This window comes from Aeromonas genomosp. paramedia (assembly GCF_023093515.1).
GTDB lineage: Bacteria > Pseudomonadota > Gammaproteobacteria > Enterobacterales > Aeromonadaceae > Aeromonas.
Map to the genome: position 1 here is coordinate 90023 of NZ_JAAROG010000012.1, position 15814 is coordinate 105836.

The 15814-nt window shown below is 61.2% G+C and carries 15 protein-coding genes; 4 read left to right on the top strand and 11 right to left on the bottom strand.

All coding sequences use genetic code 11. The annotated features are described in order from the left end of the window. Window positions 1–8 precede the first annotated feature (8 nt). A complete protein-coding gene (locus HB860_RS07750) occupies window positions 9–1190 on the bottom strand; it encodes an aldo/keto reductase (protein WP_247626250.1) in 1182 nt (393 codons plus the stop codon). Between the two features lie 250 nt (window positions 1191–1440). Here HB860_RS07750 and HB860_RS07755 point away from each other — a divergent pair, with 250 nt between their 5' ends. Then, window positions 1441–2493: an alpha/beta hydrolase gene (locus HB860_RS07755; RefSeq protein ID WP_247626251.1), complete on the top strand. Its 1053-nt coding sequence runs from the start codon at window positions 1441–1443 to the stop codon at window positions 2491–2493. 157 nt (window positions 2494–2650) lie between these two features. On the opposite strand, the gene HB860_RS07760 is transcribed toward HB860_RS07755, so the two are convergent. The 7 genes from HB860_RS07760 to HB860_RS07790 all read right to left on the bottom strand — a co-directional run bounded on the left by HB860_RS07760 (window position 2651) and on the right by HB860_RS07790 (window position 9795). Beyond that, window positions 2651–3490: an SDR family oxidoreductase gene (locus HB860_RS07760; RefSeq protein ID WP_247626252.1), complete on the bottom strand. Its 840-nt coding sequence runs from the start codon at window positions 3488–3490 to the stop codon at window positions 2651–2653. A gap of 183 nt (window positions 3491–3673) precedes the next feature. Next, window positions 3674–4534 carry a formylglycine-generating enzyme family protein gene (locus HB860_RS07765; RefSeq protein WP_247626253.1) on the bottom strand — a complete coding sequence of 287 codons (861 nt, stop codon included), beginning with the start codon at window positions 4532–4534 and terminating at the stop codon, window positions 3674–3676. A 76-nt stretch (window positions 4535–4610) separates the two neighbouring features. Beyond that, entirely contained in the window at window positions 4611–5891 is a 1281-nt protein-coding gene (locus HB860_RS07770; protein ID WP_247626254.1) for a Bcr/CflA family multidrug efflux MFS transporter, read from the bottom strand. Between the two features lie 2 nt (window positions 5892–5893). After that, complete coding sequence (locus HB860_RS07775) at window positions 5894–6382, bottom strand: (R)-mandelonitrile lyase (RefSeq protein ID WP_139439414.1); 489 nt, start codon at window positions 6380–6382, stop codon at window positions 5894–5896. A 27-nt stretch (window positions 6383–6409) separates the two neighbouring features. Further along, the gene (locus tag HB860_RS07780) at window positions 6410–7438 is read right to left on the bottom strand and encodes an MBL fold metallo-hydrolase (protein WP_247626255.1); all 1029 of its coding nucleotides are present in this window, start codon (window positions 7436–7438) and stop codon (window positions 6410–6412) included. A gap of 103 nt (window positions 7439–7541) precedes the next feature. Further along, window positions 7542–8525 (bottom strand): aldo/keto reductase, encoded by a 984-nt coding sequence (locus HB860_RS07785; protein ID WP_247626256.1) that lies wholly within the window; start codon window positions 8523–8525, stop codon window positions 7542–7544. A 121-nt stretch (window positions 8526–8646) separates the two neighbouring features. Further along, window positions 8647–9795, bottom strand: coding sequence for an iron-containing alcohol dehydrogenase (locus HB860_RS07790; RefSeq protein ID WP_247626257.1), 1149 nt, complete (start codon window positions 9793–9795; stop codon window positions 8647–8649). Window positions 9796–9932: 137 nt separating this feature from the next. On the opposite strand from HB860_RS07790, the gene HB860_RS07795 reads away from it, so the two are divergent. Then, complete coding sequence (locus tag HB860_RS07795; RefSeq protein WP_202045443.1) at window positions 9933–10901, top strand: LysR family transcriptional regulator; 969 nt, start codon at window positions 9933–9935, stop codon at window positions 10899–10901. A gap of 394 nt (window positions 10902–11295) precedes the next feature. Here HB860_RS07795 and HB860_RS07800 read toward each other — a convergent pair whose 3' ends face one another. Next, a complete protein-coding gene (locus HB860_RS07800) occupies window positions 11296–12087 on the bottom strand; it encodes an NAD(P)H-dependent oxidoreductase (protein WP_247626258.1) in 792 nt (263 codons plus the stop codon). A 95-nt stretch (window positions 12088–12182) separates the two neighbouring features. Here HB860_RS07800 and HB860_RS07805 point away from each other — a divergent pair, with 95 nt between their 5' ends. Next, window positions 12183–13076: a LysR family transcriptional regulator gene (locus HB860_RS07805; RefSeq protein ID WP_247626259.1), complete on the top strand. Its 894-nt coding sequence runs from the start codon at window positions 12183–12185 to the stop codon at window positions 13074–13076. Window positions 13077–13089: 13 nt separating this feature from the next. Here HB860_RS07805 and HB860_RS07810 read toward each other — a convergent pair whose 3' ends face one another. Together HB860_RS07810 and HB860_RS07815 are read right to left on the bottom strand one after the other, a co-directional pair. Next, on the bottom strand, window positions 13090–14046 hold the full coding sequence (locus HB860_RS07810; RefSeq protein WP_163155083.1) for a TIGR03571 family LLM class oxidoreductase: 957 nt from the start codon (window positions 14044–14046) through the stop codon (window positions 13090–13092). Window positions 14047–14083: 37 nt separating this feature from the next. Continuing rightward, the gene (locus tag HB860_RS07815; RefSeq protein ID WP_247626260.1) at window positions 14084–14545 is read right to left on the bottom strand and encodes a nuclear transport factor 2 family protein; all 462 of its coding nucleotides are present in this window, start codon (window positions 14543–14545) and stop codon (window positions 14084–14086) included. Between the two features lie 21 nt (window positions 14546–14566). Here HB860_RS07815 and HB860_RS07820 point away from each other — a divergent pair, with 21 nt between their 5' ends. Then, window positions 14567–15649, top strand: coding sequence for a LysR family transcriptional regulator (locus HB860_RS07820; RefSeq protein ID WP_247626261.1), 1083 nt, complete (start codon window positions 14567–14569; stop codon window positions 15647–15649). Window positions 15650–15814: the final 165 nt, after the last annotated feature.

The window sequence follows — 15814 nt, forward strand, 5'->3', positions numbered from 1 at the left end:
CCAGCAAGTCAGCGCTTTGGCGGCGCGTCCACATCGGAATAGGCCTGCACCGCGTCCGGCAGACGCTGTCCCTTGATGACGATGGCATCCAGGGATAGGGTGAGCTCCGTCATCTCGGCAGCGCTCAGCTGGATCGCCGCTGCCGACGTGTTTTGCAGCATGTGGTCCATGTTAGTGGTGCCCGGGATAGGCACAATCCAGGGTTTCCTGGCCAGCAACCAGGCCAGCGCTATCTGTCCGGGCGTCGCACTCTTGCGTTCAGCCCAGGTTTTCAGTACGGCCACGAGCCCAAGGTTATGCTCCAGATTTTCGGGGGCGAAGCGCGACTCCGTCCCCCGGAAATCGCCGGGGGCAAAGCGGGTATTCTTGTCGATCCAGCCAGTCAGGAACTGCACCCCCAGCGGGCTCCACGGCACAAACCCTATCCCCAACGCTTCGCAGGTCGGCAGCACAGACTGTTCCGGCCCCCGCCATAACATCGAGTACTCACTCTGAACCGCCGTGACGGGGAGCGCTGCATGGGCGCGTTTCAAGGTGTCGATCCCCATTTCAGACAGGCCCCAGTGCAACACCTTCCCTTGATCCATCAGATCTTTCACCGCGCCGGCAACATCCTCGATAGGCACCAGGGGATCGACCCTGTGCTGATAGAGCAGATCGATACGATCCGTGCGCAGGCGTTTGAGCATTCCCTCGACGACTTGCTTGATGTGCTCGGGCCGACTGTTGAGCCCGGGACGCCGCTCACCGGTCTGTTGATCGATGTTCCAGCCAAACTTGGTGGCGATGACGATCTTGTCTCTGAAGGGCGCCACGGCCTCGCCCAGGATCCGCTCCACTTCGAAGGGACCATAGGCCTCGGCGGCATCAAAGAACGTCACCCCCTGCTCAAAGGCCCTGCGCACTATGTTGACCATTTCAGGGCGCCAGGGGACGGAGGTGTCATATTTGCGGCTCATGTTCTGCACCCCCAGCCCGATGGCCGAGACGTCAAGTCCGCCCAGCTTGCGCCTTCCTGGCCCGGCAACGGGCTGACCTGCGCCTGCGCCATGGGATGGTGGGGATGGCTGAGCCCCGTTGACCTGGGGGATCAACGAGGCAGCGGCCATGCCGGCCCCCGCGATCAGCAACTTGCGTCGCGCCGGCATCGTGGGTGCATCGGGCGTAAACACTGCTGGTTTGCTCTCCATAAGAGACTCCTTTTATGACCAGACGGGTGACGAAGACCACTTCGCATTGCCACATCCTATTGATTGGTTACCAACATTCCCCTGACAGCAAGCTGACAGCCGTGTCAGAAATCCAGGCCAAGGCCACCACCTGACTGACAGCATTGTCATTTCCCCGTCATGGGGCTGACAGCCCCCTCCCCTTACCCTTGTCCGGCAATATCCACCGCGTGCCTCTGGAGCCAGGCCGCGCTTACCCTCGGGAGTCCACATGAAACAGACCTTTCTCAATGCCATGGTGCTGACGGCGCTGGCAGGCTTTGCCACCACCGCCCAGGCCGCCGATCACAGACAAAATCCGTTTACCCTGGCCTATGAAGGGGCCATCACCGAAAACATCCAGGGCAGGGTCAACCTCCACCCGGTGAAATATGACCTGCATGGCATCCAGATAGCCGCGAATGTCTATACCCCTGCCGACTATGATCCCGCCAAAACCTACCCGGCCGTGGTCGTTGCCCACCCCAACGGAGGGGTCAAGGAGCAGGTCGCGGGCCTCTATGCCCAGCGCCTGGCAGAGCAAGGCTACATCGCCATCACGGCGGATGCCGCCTACCAGGGGGCCAGCGGAGGCATGCCCCGCAGCGTCGACAAACCGGCAAACCGCATCGAGGACATTCACGGCATGGCGGATTACCTCGGCCAATACCCCGGCGTTGACAAGGAACGCATCGGCCTGCTTGGCATTTGCGGCGGCGGCGGTTATTCGTTGAAAGCGGCCCAGACCGACAAGCGCTTCAAGGCCCTGGCGACCCTGAGCATGTTTGACTCCGGGCTGGTGCGTCGCAACGGATATCAGGATTCTCAACTCGCCACCGTGCAAGAGCGCCTGAAGCAGGCCACCGATGCCCGCACCAGGGAGGTCACCACGGGTGAGGTGAGCTACTCCGGCGATGCCAACCTGACCGACGAACAGATAGCCAAGCTGCCGTTCGAGCTGTACCGCCAAGGCTATGAGTACTACTGGAAGACCCATGCCCATCCCAATTCGACATTCCGCTACACCACCAGCAGCCTGCTCGACCTGATGAACTTCGATGCCCAGAGCAACATGGAGCTCATCAATCAGCCGCTGCTGATGATGGCGGGGACCAAGGCGGACTCGCGCTACATGACCGAAAGCGCCTTCAAGAAAGCCACCGGCACTGCCAACAAAGAGCTGTTCCTCATCGAGGGGGCGACGCACATTGAAACCTACTGGGTGCCTCGCTACGTGGATCAGGCGATGAGCCGGATCGATGCCTTCTTCGACAAGAACATCTGACGGTGTATCGCTAGCCCGGATCAGGCACTGCACTGGTCAAGGAAACGGCACAGACTCTGGTAGGTTCGTTGCGCAAGCTGTATCAGCTAACCTGCTGGCCCTCAATGCAACAAGAACAAGGTGCATCGATGCACCTTGTTCTCTCACCCCAAGCAAGCTAGTGCGTCGTCTTCAGATACTGGAGTTCGCCGTACCAGTAGCTGGCGGTGGTGCCGCCATCGATTAGGAAGTCGGTTCCCGTCATGAAGCGCCCTTTGTGACTCATCAAGAACTCCCCCAGCTCCCCAACCTCGTCAGGCGTGCCCGCCCGGCCTGCGGGACACAGGCCCAACATGGTCCTGTACCCCTCGCCACGGGGTCCTTTCAGTTCATCGTTGGCCAGCGGCGTGATGATGATGCCTGGGCTGATCGAATTGATAGTGGCTCCACGCTTGCCCCAGGCCGTCGCCTCATACATGACCCGCAACACATTGCAGCGCTTGGAGTATTGGTAGGCTTTAAGGGTATCGTCGATGCCTTGTATCAACGGGAGTGACAACAGCGCCTCCGTGGGTGTCATGGCAAGTTGTTCGCTCTCCTCGGGGGGAATGTTGCCGAGCCTGTGACCCGATTGGGACGAGATGACAATTCCTGATCCCCCTTCACCGATGACCTTGCCGAACTCTTCCAGCAAGACCGCAGTGCCATACAGGTCAACCTTGAGGATGGTTTCAACGCTGGCTTGGGAAGGGGAGACACCGGCCGCATTGATCAGTTGCATGACGGTGCCATGGCTCTGGGCGTGTTGCACCAGCTCGATGATCGACGCCCGTGACGACAGGTCCACGACCAGCACGCTGGTGTCAAAACCGGCCTCTTCCAGGGTCTTGGCCGCTGCCTCTGCATTTTTCTGGCTGATGTCCGCCAGTACCACATGCTTGCCTGCCCCTACCCGCCTTGCAATGGCTTGGCCAATGGACCCGGCCCCAACCAGCACAACCACTTCTTTTTTAGCCATGATATTGCCTCTCTCATTCCATCCCCCATCAGTGGGAGAAGATTGACTCTCATTGATACAAGGTTATCCGATGAACACAGTGGGCTATACACCAGCGAGGATATCTAACACCCCACGAGCCCCCTCCTCCACGACGCTCGCGATCGCCACCAAAAGGTCCTTTTTGGGGATGACGGCCCCTTATCAGGGCGCCATCACCAGGCGCACCCCTATGCTGATCCCGCGATAGTCAGGGTCATAACTACGCCTGAACCCTGAACGCCAACTGGTCGCACTCTGGTGCCAACTGCCGCCACGCACCACCCGCTGCGTGCCGGTTGCAGGCCCTTGTGGATCCGCATTCGGGCTGTGGGCGTAGTAGTCCTCTGCATACCAATCCGCTACCCACTCCCACACATTGCCGTGTATGTCGTACAAGCCCCAAGGGTTGGGTCTCTTGCTGCCTACTGGGTGAGTACCACCACTGATGAAATTCTCACCAAACCAGGCGTACCCCCCTAGCTGGCGCATATCGTCACCAAACGAATAAGCCGTCTTCGTGCCGGCACGCGCGGCATACTCCCATTCGGCTTCGGTAGGCAACCGGTAACGCTTGCGGCCCTCCATCACGTTCAAGCGATCAATGAAGGCCTGTACATCCAGCCAGGATGCTGTGACAGGATGATCGGGTTGGCGGATACGGTCCGCCATACCGGGCAAGTGATAGAAGGAATTGGACCTACTCTTCTCATCGAAGGGACTGCTACCCATCACAGCTTCCCACTGGGCTTGAGTCACTTCAAAACGGCCAAGCCAGAAGGGTTTAGTCAGAGTCACCTCATGGGCGGGCATCTCGCTACGAATCGCCTCAGGATCGCCTGCAGATGCTCCCATGGTGAAGCTGCCTGCCGGAATATAGACAAATGTCATGCCCAGCTTGTTTTGGCTGACATCCCCAGCCTCTGCAGCACGGGTGCTGACAGACAAACAGGATGCAGCCAGGGCCAACACGGGCAGCAGACGGCCAGCCTGTGACCTGAGTGACGGGGTGTGAAGGTTATCCATAGATGTCATCTCCCGGGACAGGCTCTGCCAATGCCGAGCCTGCTTATCCTGCTGTTGATGTAAATAGGTCGATAGTTCATCGCACCGGCTCGGGTTGCGACATCGGCTCGCAAGACGCCTCGGACTCGGTGCGTCGCCACAGTGCAAAGACGAGGCAGCCCACTCCCCCGACAGCCACTATCCAGCCCATGGTCCAGGGGGTGCCATCGGTGCACCAGCCAAGCAGGGCCGCGCTGAACACCCCGCTGCCGTAGTGCATGGCACCGACCAGGGAAGAGGCCGCTCCCGCCTGCTTCGGGAAGAGCGCCAGGGCGCTGGCCACCGAGTTGGCGACGATGAAGCCACTGACCGACATGTAGCAGAAGATGGGCACGGCCAGCCCGGCGACCCCACCCAATCCCCACCAGGCATCGAGGGCCAACCAGAGAGCGGAGGCGGCGGCAGCCCAGGCACCGTAGCGAAACAGGCGCTCGGGCCCCCATTTCGCCACCAGGCGCGTGTTGACGAAATTCAGCACCATCAACCCAAGGATATTGGCGCCAAAGAGCAGGCCATAGGCCTGCGCCGACACCTGGTAGTAATCGACGTAGGCAAACGGGGTTCCGGCGATAAAGGCATAGCAACCGCCGTAGTAAAAGCCGCCGGCGAGGGCATAGCGCAGCAAGCGTCCGTCCATCGCCAGGGCGGCATAGTCTTTCATTGTCACGGCCAGGGACGCCTGGCTTCGGCTCGCCGGTGCCAGGGTTTCGGGCAGGTAGCGCATGGCGATAAGGGCCACGACCCCCATGATGGCCAGCACCCAGAAGATCCCTCGCCAGGACCAGTACAGCAGCAGTTGTCCCCCGAGCAACGGCCCGAGCAGAGGCGCGACCGCCATCATCAGGATCAGGGTCGACAGCATCTGGGCCGCCCGCTCCCTGGCATAGAGATCACGGACCATGGCCCTGGCCAGCACGGGGCCGGCGCAGGCCCCCAGGGCCTGAATAACGCGCCACACCAGCATCTGAGGGGCGGTCTCGGCCAGGGCACAGCCCACCGAGCCCAGAATGAAGAGTCCGATACCGAGCATGATGGGCAGGCGCCGGCCATAGCGATCGCTCGCCGGCCCCCAGAACAGCTGCCCCAGGCTGAAACCGATCAGAAAGGTCGAGATGGTCAGCTCGATCTGGGTCATGTCGGTGTTCAAGTCATGGACCAGCTGCGGCAACGCCGGCAGGTACATGTCGGTGGAAATGGAGGCAAACGACATCAAGGCGCTCAGGATGATCAGGATCCTGAGCTCCTGGGCATGAGCGCGTTCGGGCAGGCTATCCGGGTGTGCCGGTCCGGCAGCGGGCTGACTGTTATTCCCCCGCATGCTCAATCCCGCCCCCCGGCGACGGCGGCGCGATAGTCACCCTCGCTCACCTGCTCAAGCCAGGTCACCACCTTGCCATCCTGCTGTTCTGCCAGCGCCAGGTGGGTCATGGGGGTATCTGGCGCCGCACCGTGCCAATGCTTCACCCCGGCCGGGATCCACACCAGGTCCCCTGGCCGGATTTCCCGGACAGGCGCTCCCGCCATCTGCACCCGCCCCACCCCACTGACCACGTAGAGGGTCTGGCCCAGGGGATGGGTATGCCAGGCGGTGCGCGCCCCCGGCGTGAAGCTGACCAGACCACCGGAGATGGCGGCGGGCGCCGTGCCCTGATAGCGCTGATCCACATAGACATCCCCGACGAAGAACTCGCTGGCCCCCTGGGTTGCAGGCACCTGCCCCGGGGAAAATACCTGTATCGTCTGCTCCTTTGCCTCGGCCTGGCCGAGCGCCATGGCGGCGGCGAGCGTGGTGGCGGATATTGGGTTCATTGTCGACTCCTGCGTTTTAAAAATGTGTCACTGGCGCCACCAGGCGCTGCCCTCGTGGGGGGCCAGCACGTTCAGGGGCTCCCCCATCATCGGGGTGGTCAATGGGATCTGCTGCTCGGCGGCCAGACGGACTATCTGCTCGAGGGGGTCATCCCACTGGTGCATGGCCAGATCGAAGGTGCCGTTGTGCACTGGATAGAGCCACTGCCCGCGCAGATCGTGAAACGCCTGCGCCGTCTGCGCCGGCAACATGTGCACGTACTCCCAACGCTTGTCGTAGGCCCCGGTCTCGAGGAAGGCCATGTCGAACGGGCCGTAGCGCCTGCCAATCTCCTTGAAGCCGTCGAAGTAGCCGCTGTCACCGCTGAAGAAGAGAGTGGATCCCTCCCCGCGAATGACCCAGGAGGCCCACAGGGTCTGGTTGCCATCCCCAAGGCCACGGCCGGAGAAGTGCTGGGCCGGGGTGGCGATGAATTCGATGCCGCCGACCCGGGCCTGCTGCCACCAATCCAGCTCCCTGACCTTGTGCCGGGGGACACCCCAGGCAACCAGGCGCGCCCCAACTCCGAGCGGCGTGATGAAGTGGCCGACCTTCTCTTGCAGCGCCAGGATGGCGTCATGATCGAGGTGGTCGTAGTGATCGTGGGAGAGGATCACCGCCTCTATGGGGGGCAGCGCATCCAGGGTGATGGGCGGCGCGTGCCAGCGTTTGGGACCGAACCACTGCACCGGCGAGGCTCGCTCGCTGAACACCGGATCCGTCAGCCAGAACTTGCCCTGCAATTTGAACAGCAGACTGGAGTGGCCGAGGCGCCACACGTTGTTGTCCGGGGCGGCCATCAGCCCCTCCCGGGTCATGGCCTGCACCGGGATGGCGCGATCCGGCACTGTGCCCTCAGGCTTGGCGAACAGAAAATCCCACCAGAGCCGGACCCCGTCCCAGGTGCTGCGCTGCGGCAGTGCCACGACATTGCTGAACCGCCCCCCCAGATACTGGGAAGAGTCAGGGTGCGCGGGCAGGCCCGGTTTCAATACATAGGAGATAATGCCTGCCATCACGGCTCCTGTTAGCAACCAGAGAGCGCGCCGGCCCCTGGGGACGGCGCGAGAGAGTACAGAGGGGTTCTGCATTCATGAGACTCCTGTTGAGGATCCTGCCTTAGCGACCCACGTTCTTCTGCAGGTGTGACGGATAGCGATCCCCCTCCACCTTGATCCCGGCCAGGGCACGCTGGATGTCTCCCAGATCGGTGGCGCTCAGTGCCACCCGGGCTGCGCCCAGGTTCTCCTCGAGCCGATGCAGCTTGGTGGTGCCGGGTATGGGGGCGATCCAGGGCTTTTGTGCCAGCAGCCAGGCGATCGCAATCTGGGCAGAGGTCACCCCCTTGCTGGCCGCAAGATCGCTCAAGACCGCCACCAGATGCTGGTTGGCCTGGCGCGCCCCCTCGGCAAAACGTGGGACCTGGTTGCGAAAATCCGTGTCATCGAAACGGGTATCGGCCTTGATGGCCCCGGTCAGGAAGCCCTTGCCGAGGGGGCTGAACGGCACAAAGCCGATGCCCAGCTCCTCCAGCAGCGGCAGGATGGCCTGCTCCGGCTCGCGCCACCAGAGAGAGTATTCGCTCTGCAGCGCCGCCACCGGCTGCACGGCATGGGCGCGACGAATGGAGTCGACACCGGCCTCGGACAGACCGAAGTGGCGCACCTTGCCCTCCTGGATAAGGTCTCGCACTGTGCCAGCCACCTCTTCCATGGGGACATCGGGATCGACGCGGTGCTGATAGAAGAGATCGATCACATCGGTGTTGAGCCGGCGCAGGGAAGCCTCGGCAACGGCGCGGATATTCTCCGGCCGGCTGTCCAGCCCATCGGGCACCTTGCCGTTCTTGAAACCGAACTTGGTGGCGATCACCACCTTGTCCCGGAACGGGGCCAGCGCCTCCCCCAGCAGCAGTTCGTTATCGCCAGGGCCATAGGCCTCGGCGGTGTCGAAGAAGGTCACTCCCAGTTCATAGGCGCGGCGGATAAGGTTGATGGCCTGCCCCTTGTCCGTGGCCGGGCCATAGCCAAAGCTCAGCCCCATGCAGCCCAGACCGATGGCCGACACCGTCAGCCCGCTGTTACCCAAAGTACGTGTTTGCATGATGGATCCCTTTTCCTGGAAGGCGCTCTCCTGGGAAAGCGCCATGGTGTGGGTGCCTGGCACCCGCCTGGTGTGATGGTTGGCGGCTCGCTCCCGACAGCGGAGCGAGAGGCACCGCCACTCACATGGCCTTGCGAAGGATGCTGGCCAGCACCTCCTGGGTGTAGGTCTCGGCCAGACCGAACCAGCGGGCGTTGCCCTTGAGGTTCTCCAGGATGGCGGGCAGGTCCGCCTCCGTGATGCCGAGCTGGGAGAGGCGGGTCGGCGTGCCAATCTTGTCGAACCATGTCTCCAGGGCGGCAATGCCTTCCTCGGCGGTTTTCAAGCCGAACAGCTGCTGGGCGAAGCGCTCGAACTGAGCCGGATTCTGGCCCTGATACCACCTCATCCAGGCGGGCATCACCACCGACAGGCCGGCGCCATGGGGCACATTGAACAGGGCGGAGAGCGCGTGTTCGATCATATGGTTGGGGTAACCAAAGCCCGACGTCCCCGCATAGGTCAGGCCGTTCAATGCCAGGGTCGCCGCCCAGGAGAACTCGGCGCGGGCGTTGTAATTTTCGGGGTCTGCCAGCAACTGCTCCGTGGTCTCCAGCACGGTGGCGATGACGGACTCCACCAGGCGGGACTGGATTGCCGGCTGCACCTTGGCGGTGAAGTAGCCCTCGATGGAGTGGGCTATGATGTCCGCCGCCGAGTAGACCAGATAGTCGCGAGAGACCGTCTGCATCAGCGCCGGATTGACGATGGAGACCCTGGGGAAGGTGTGCACCGAGTTGATGGCGAACTTCTCTTTGGTGTCATCGTTGGTCACCACGGCGCCGCTGTTCATCTCGCTGCCGGTGGCAGCCAGGGTCAGGATGGCAAACACCGGCAGCGCCGCCTCGATCTGCCCCTTGCCGACGAACAGATCCCAGACATCCCCCTGATAGAGGCTGCCTGCGGCAATGGCCTTGGCGCTGTCGAGCACGGAGCCGCCGCCGACGCTGAGGATGGCGTCGACCCCCTGCTCCCGTGCCAGGGCGATGGCATCACGCACCTTGGAGATGAGCGGGTTGCTGACGATGCCGCCGCATTCCACGAACGGGATCCCCTGCTCGCCCAGGCTGGCGCTCACGGTAGCAAAGAGGCCATCGCCCTTGATGCGATCGCTGCCATAGGCCAGCAGCACCTTCTTGATGCCGTGCTGGGCCAGGATCTCGCCGATGAGGCGCTCCTTGCCGGTGCCAAACTCGATCCGGGTCGGGTTGTAAAAGCTGAAATTGTCCATCTTGCTCGTCTCGCTGTCCGGGGACATGCCGGGTGGCATCTCGATGGACTGAACTATAAATGGGCAACAAACATCGAACTAGACGGCAAATGGATGAATCAGTTACAACTAAATGATGTAAATCGACGAGAAAGAGCATGATCAGCGAATTGAGATCCATCACCACCTTCGTGCGCACGGTGGAACTGGGCAGCCTCAGCAAGGCCGCCGAGGCCCAGCAGATCTCCCCTCAGGCCGCCAGCAAGGCACTGAGGCAATTGGAGACCTATCTCGGGGTGAGGCTGTTCCATCGCACCACCCGCAGCATGTCGCTGACCGAAGAGGGCCAGCGTTTTCTGGAGGCAGCCCAACCCGCCCTGCTCGGCCTGCAACAGGCGCTGTCGGCCGCGAGGCAGACCCGGGAGGCATTCGCCGGCCCGCTGCGGATCGTGGGGCCCCGCTCGGTCGCGCAGATGATCATAGGCCCAGTGCTGGACGAGTACTGCCGGCTCTACCCCGAGGTCCAGCCCGATGTGCAGCTCGATGACCGCATCGGCAACTGGGTGGAGGAGCGGGTCGATGTGGGTTTGCGGATCGGCCTCTCGCCACAGGATGGGCTGATCGCACGCCGCCTGTTTCCCTTGCAGCTCATCATCTGCGCCTCCCCCACCTATCTGCGCAAACATGGGGTGCCGCACACGCTGCACGATCTGGGCGTGCACCGCTGCAGCGTGTTTCGTCATGCCGGTACCGGCCACCTTATTCCCTGGCATGTAAGGCTTGGTGAGAGCGTGCAGGACCATCTCGTTCGTCCGGCGATATCGACCAATGACGAGACGGTGGAGCTGGGCGCCGTGCTGGCGGGGGAAGTGATAGGTCAGATCGCCGGGCCGACGGCGGCGGCGCACATTCGGGCCGGCCGCCTGGTTCCCCTGCTGCTCGACCACATGACAGACATGTACAGCCTGTTTCTCTACTACGGCAGCCGTGCGGCCCAGCCCGCCCGGGTACGTCGCTTCATCGATCTGGCGGTCGAGCGCCTCACCGACAGCCCGGAGTTCGTGCTCGGCGCCGAGGAGCTGCGCCTTGCCCATGCCCGGGGAGTCGGGGATGCAATGCCCGGATAAGGCGCGATAAGCAGGTGATCGAGCTGTCACCAAGACAGGAGTACCAGGCGACGGCTGACTGACGAAGAGCCCTCCACGAAAGATAGGCGGGCTCACGGTGACGCAAGGGTGCCCCAGGATGTTTCCAGCATCAGCCCAAGGAGTCTGGTTGACTGACCCGGGCTTTCTTCGACGCCAATGACAACCTGGTCGTCGGCCAGGAAACGCCTGTTGAGCCTTCGAGATCCTTGATGCATACGCCGGGTGGCAGGGGGTTGGCGGGGTTGGCGGGGTTGGCCAGTATGGTGGTCACTGGTGGCGACAGCTCATCGCACATCACTGGCCAAGGTAGACGGTGAACGCCCAGCCACTGAGCGGTCACCGTCACCTCGTTGTCGACCAGCATCCGACGTCTTCAAGGGGATGTGAGTGCCTCGTCCATCTTGCTCTGCACCTGAGGCAGGGGGCTCGCCACGGGCTCAAGGATGGCATCCAGATGGCCACGCAACTCTTCAATAGCCCCTGCAACATCCGGCTGCTTCATCACATCGAAGCACGAGAAGGAGGGCAACACCTCGACGCCACAGAACCTGTAGTTGGCCGTGTTGCTGACGAAGACGTCATCCACCGTTTTGCCCTCGAACAACATCTGCCCAGCATCGCCAAATGCCGCCCTCGGCGCATTCCAGGTCAGCGACAGCATGTACTGCTTGCCATGCATCTTGCCGCCAGAGCCATATTGCTTGCGCGGATCCTCGCGCGTCCTGCCATCACCCGACAGGAAGCGCTGCTGGAACATGCCCGCGGTAAATACCTCATCGACATACTTCTTGTAGATCCACGGCATGCCGAACCAGAAGACCGGCGATTGCAGGATGATGATGTCTGCCCACAGATGCTTGTCGACCTCGCCCTGAACGTCGTAGCCCTGCTCTATATATGTCTCCTTCACCCCATAGCCGCGCGCCGCCATCTCTTGCCTGATGACGCCTGCCAGGGTGCTGTTCAGCTTGCCGCCGGAGATGCCTTCAAAAAACTGATGTGCGTTGATGATCAATACGTTTTTCATCGTCTTCTTTTCCTCAATAATCAATGGTCTGATGCGCCTTCTCACTTGCATGTTGGTTTCGGCGTCGTGGGGTTCATCACGCTGACACCTGAGGGAAAGAGGCCCGAGGGCATGGCAATCTGGCGGATTGGTTTTCATGGGTGCCTCCCTCACGGTGAAGGCAACTATAGGCGCCGTATTAGTGCAGAAAAATAGCTTAATCCTGCACATCATATGAAGTTATGCTTCAAGATATGAAACTCAATCAACTCGACGGCCTGATGGCCTTTTGGAAAGTCGCGGAGCATCGCGGCTTCACTGCCGCGTCTGCCGAACTGGAGGTATCGCCTTCGGCGCTGAGCCAGGCGATCAGGCAGCTGGAAGCGCGTCTCGGCGTACGCCTGCTCAATCGCACGACCCGCAGCGTGAGCCTGACGGAGGCTGGGGAGGACTATCTTGCCCGCATCGGCCCGGCACTCGGTCAGGTCATTGTGGCGGGTGAAGAGCTGAACGTCCTGCAAGGTGGGCCCACCGGCACATTGCGCATCAATGCCGCACGCATTTCGACCTCAATGGTGTTGCAACCGCTGCTGGCAGGTTTCCTTCGCGAGCATCCGAACGTGAAACTTGAACTGACCAATGACGAAGGCTTCGTCGACATCGTCGAGCGGGGTTTCGATGCGGGCATTCGCATGGGAGAAGATCTGCACAAGGACATGGTCGCCCTTCCCCTTGGCGGCCCCATCACAGTCGCCATCGTCGCCTCTCCTGATTATCTCGCGCGCTTCCCCGCGCCCAGCCATCCGGACGACCTCGTGCAGCACAACTGCATCCGCTTCCGCTTCGCCGGAACAGGCGCGATCCACAAATGGGAGTTCAAGGTGAATGAGGAAATCGTCGAGTACGAGGTCAAGGGCAACCTGACCATCACGGACACCCTGTTCAGTACGGAGGCGGCACTGGAAGGCGTCGGGATCGCCTACACCTTTGAGCAGCTGGCCCTGTCACACATCAAGGCAAAGCGCCTGACGCGAGTCCTGGCACCCTTCTCGCCGACCTTTCCAGGCTTCTCTCTGTACTACCCCAGCCGGCATGATCAACCGTCCAAGTTGAAGGCATTCATCGAGTACGCGCGGCGAGCGGGATGAATCATCCTTGATCTCACGGGCGAGCAAGCGCCGGTAGCACATGTTCCCCCATCTCGTCGATCACTGCCCTGGCCTCCCGTCGTGAGGGCTTGAGGTTAAGCGCGACATGGCTCACGCCCAGCGCCTGGTGCCGTAACAGTCGCTCGATCAATGCCTTGCGACCGATCCGTACCACGTTGTAATAGCGCTGATAGGGCGCATCGGGGTTGGCATCCAGATCAAAGAAGGTGGCATAACCATATTTGGGTGATGGCTTGTCTCCCGCCTCCTCCGCCAACGCCGAGAGAATGCCGGTGATGGCACTGTCCTCATCCACGGACCAGATCCAGGCATCCATGTTCTTCGCCAACCACGCGATAGACTGGCGGGCACGGCCCACCGCGACCATAGGCAGACTCCCGCACCTGGGCTTGGGATGCAGATCAAGGGTGCCGGACAGGGTCCCATAATGACGGGATGCCTGAGATGGAAAATGCTCCTGCTGTAGCCGTTTGATCATCTCCACCGACTCCTGAAAGCGTTCGGCACGTTCGGCAAAGTCGATGCCAAAAGCCGGGTATTCCGCCGCGCGATCCCCGGTGGACACCCCCAAGATGAAGCGTCCCGCGGTCAGCAAGTCGGTCGATGCGGATTGCTTGGCCACCGAGATGGGATCTCTCAACGGCAATACAATTCCCGCCGACCCCAGGGTGATCTGTCGAGTAATGGCAGCCAGATAGCCCGCATAGACGAAGGGATCCACGACTTGGGCGGCATCGCCAAAGTTAGGGTCATAGAATGGGACATCCCGCAGCCAGATACTGGCAAAACCGGCCTCCTCCGCTCGCTGGACCAGACTCCCATGATCGGTTAAAGAGGGAAAAGGAGTGTCCGGATACGCTTCTACCGGGGTCAACAACCCCACCGTCAGCTGCGTCTCGCCAAACACACGATGAAAGCTGTCCGGCAGCGTTCTTTTCTTGTCTGTCATGTAACCACCTTGATGACGTTGATGTGTCTGCCGTGTCCTATCCGTTAGACGGTTCAGGCCAGACCACATCCAGCACACTGCTGGCAATGCGCCATTGCCCCTGCACGCGGACATACCGATCCAGGTAGCGTCCCAACAGCAAGAAGGGGTGCTGCATGGCGTCCCGGTCTGTCACCAGATCCAGCAGGTAGCAACTGCCGCTGGCCGTGCTCTCATCGATCAGGGTAATGTCGTGATTGGTCACCGCGTGCATGAAAGGAAAGTGCTCGCGCTGCTGGGTATCAAAGACGTGATAGGCCTCTTTGAGGCTTTGCGTTATCTCGGCCAACCCTTTCATGGTACCGACGGTCACCCGCACCTCGGCATCCTCGGTAAAGACCTCTCCTAGGCGATCGGCCTGATTGCCATCCAGAAGCAGGCTGTAGTGCAGGCGCAGGGCGCGGATCTCTTCGCGATCCAACAGGGCGTTGACGCGCTCCATATCAAGTTTGTCAGTCATGCTGATCCTCTGGCTAAGGGGTTGGAAGCAACCAGCCAAGACGGCTGGTTCTCAGATAGTGCCTCCACGGCACCGATAACACGCCGACACAAGGACGAGGTGATTGACGGCCAGTATATTGACTATCAAAAAAAACATAATAGAGTTCATATTCCACTCATTTCGTCATTTAATTCCACAATGAAACAGAGCGAGACGATCTTTTTGGGGGTCGTGGAGTTTGTCGAGACACTGCGGACAGGCACCTTTACCGCGGCGGGTGACCGGTTGGGATTGACTGGTTCCGCGGTTGGCAAGAGCGTAACCCGGCTGGAGCAGAAGCTCGGCACCAAATTGCTGCATCGCACCACCCGCAGTCTGACCCCGACCCCGGAAGGCCAGCGTTACTTCGACGGCTGGATTGCCATCCTGGACGAAATAGACAGCCTGGAGCAGGGAGTGATTGCAGGCAGCCACCAGGTCTCCGGGCGCCTGAATGTCCACCTTCCGGCCGCCTTTGGCCGTCGCCATGTGATGCCCGTCCTGCTCGAATTGGCCAAACAGCACCCTCATCTGGATCTGGCCGTCGCCTTTAGCGAGAAACGGATCAATCTCATCGACGAGGGCGTCGATCTGGTGGTGCGGATCGGGTCAATGGAAGACGACGCTGATTTGGTTGCCCGGCAACTGGGATGCCAGAGACTGGTCGTCTGTGCCAGCCCGGAATACCTGGCGCGCAAAGGTAGACCGCGCCTGCCTGCAGAGCTCACCGAGCACGACTGTATCCTCGGCAGTCAGCGCAGCACGCAACCTACCTGGTTGTTGCGCCGCCCGAATGGCGACACGTTTTCGCAGGTGATAAGGGGTCGCTATCGATTCAGCGATGGGGATGCCATGGTGGCCGCAACGCTGGATGGGATGGGGTTGTCCCAGCTACCCACCTGGCTTATCCACGAACACCTCGCCACCCATGCGCTGGTGACAGTACTGGATGAATATGCGGGAGCGGAGATGCCAATCCATGCGGTATGGCCTCGCTCCCGATATTTGAAACCACGGCAACGCATCGTCATTGACGCCTTGATTGCCGAGGCGCAAAAAGCCACCTCCATCTTCAAGATTTGACTCGGTGTGAACCCGCCGTCTCTGTGTCTGGTAGCTGTGCTTGCTCGCAGTGTAGTGGTCTAATCATCCCAGACACCGTTTTAGGTGGTACAGTCGCCACCCAGACCTGAGGTGTTCAATGACAAGATTACGTCGCTCATTCACTGCCGAGTTCAAGCTGGAAGC

Excerpts from the sequence above, each read along its gene's own strand:
- HB860_RS07750 (WP_247626250.1), bottom strand. The coding sequence starts at position 1,190 with ATGGAGAGCAAACCAGCAGTGTTTACGCCCGATGCACCCACGATGCCG.
- HB860_RS07755 (WP_247626251.1), top strand. The coding sequence starts at position 1,441 with ATGAAACAGACCTTTCTCAATGCCATGGTGCTGACGGCGCTGGCAGGC.
- HB860_RS07760 (WP_247626252.1), bottom strand. The coding sequence starts at position 3,490 with ATGGCTAAAAAAGAAGTGGTTGTGCTGGTTGGGGCCGGGTCCATTGGC.
- HB860_RS07765 (WP_247626253.1), bottom strand. The coding sequence starts at position 4,534 with ATGGATAACCTTCACACCCCGTCACTCAGGTCACAGGCTGGCCGTCTG.
- HB860_RS07770 (WP_247626254.1), bottom strand. The coding sequence starts at position 5,891 with ATGCGGGGGAATAACAGTCAGCCCGCTGCCGGACCGGCACACCCGGAT.
- HB860_RS07775 (WP_139439414.1), bottom strand. The coding sequence starts at position 6,382 with ATGAACCCAATATCCGCCACCACGCTCGCCGCCGCCATGGCGCTCGGC.
- HB860_RS07780 (WP_247626255.1), bottom strand. The coding sequence starts at position 7,438 with ATGGCAGGCATTATCTCCTATGTATTGAAACCGGGCCTGCCCGCGCAC.
- HB860_RS07785 (WP_247626256.1), bottom strand. The coding sequence starts at position 8,525 with ATGCAAACACGTACTTTGGGTAACAGCGGGCTGACGGTGTCGGCCATC.
- HB860_RS07790 (WP_247626257.1), bottom strand. The coding sequence starts at position 9,795 with ATGGACAATTTCAGCTTTTACAACCCGACCCGGATCGAGTTTGGCACC.
- HB860_RS07795 (WP_202045443.1), top strand. The coding sequence starts at position 9,933 with ATGATCAGCGAATTGAGATCCATCACCACCTTCGTGCGCACGGTGGAA.
- HB860_RS07800 (WP_247626258.1), bottom strand. The coding sequence starts at position 12,087 with ATGAAAACCAATCCGCCAGATTGCCATGCCCTCGGGCCTCTTTCCCTC.
- HB860_RS07805 (WP_247626259.1), top strand. The coding sequence starts at position 12,183 with ATGAAACTCAATCAACTCGACGGCCTGATGGCCTTTTGGAAAGTCGCG.
- HB860_RS07810 (WP_163155083.1), bottom strand. The coding sequence starts at position 14,046 with ATGACAGACAAGAAAAGAACGCTGCCGGACAGCTTTCATCGTGTGTTT.
- HB860_RS07815 (WP_247626260.1), bottom strand. The coding sequence starts at position 14,545 with ATGACTGACAAACTTGATATGGAGCGCGTCAACGCCCTGTTGGATCGC.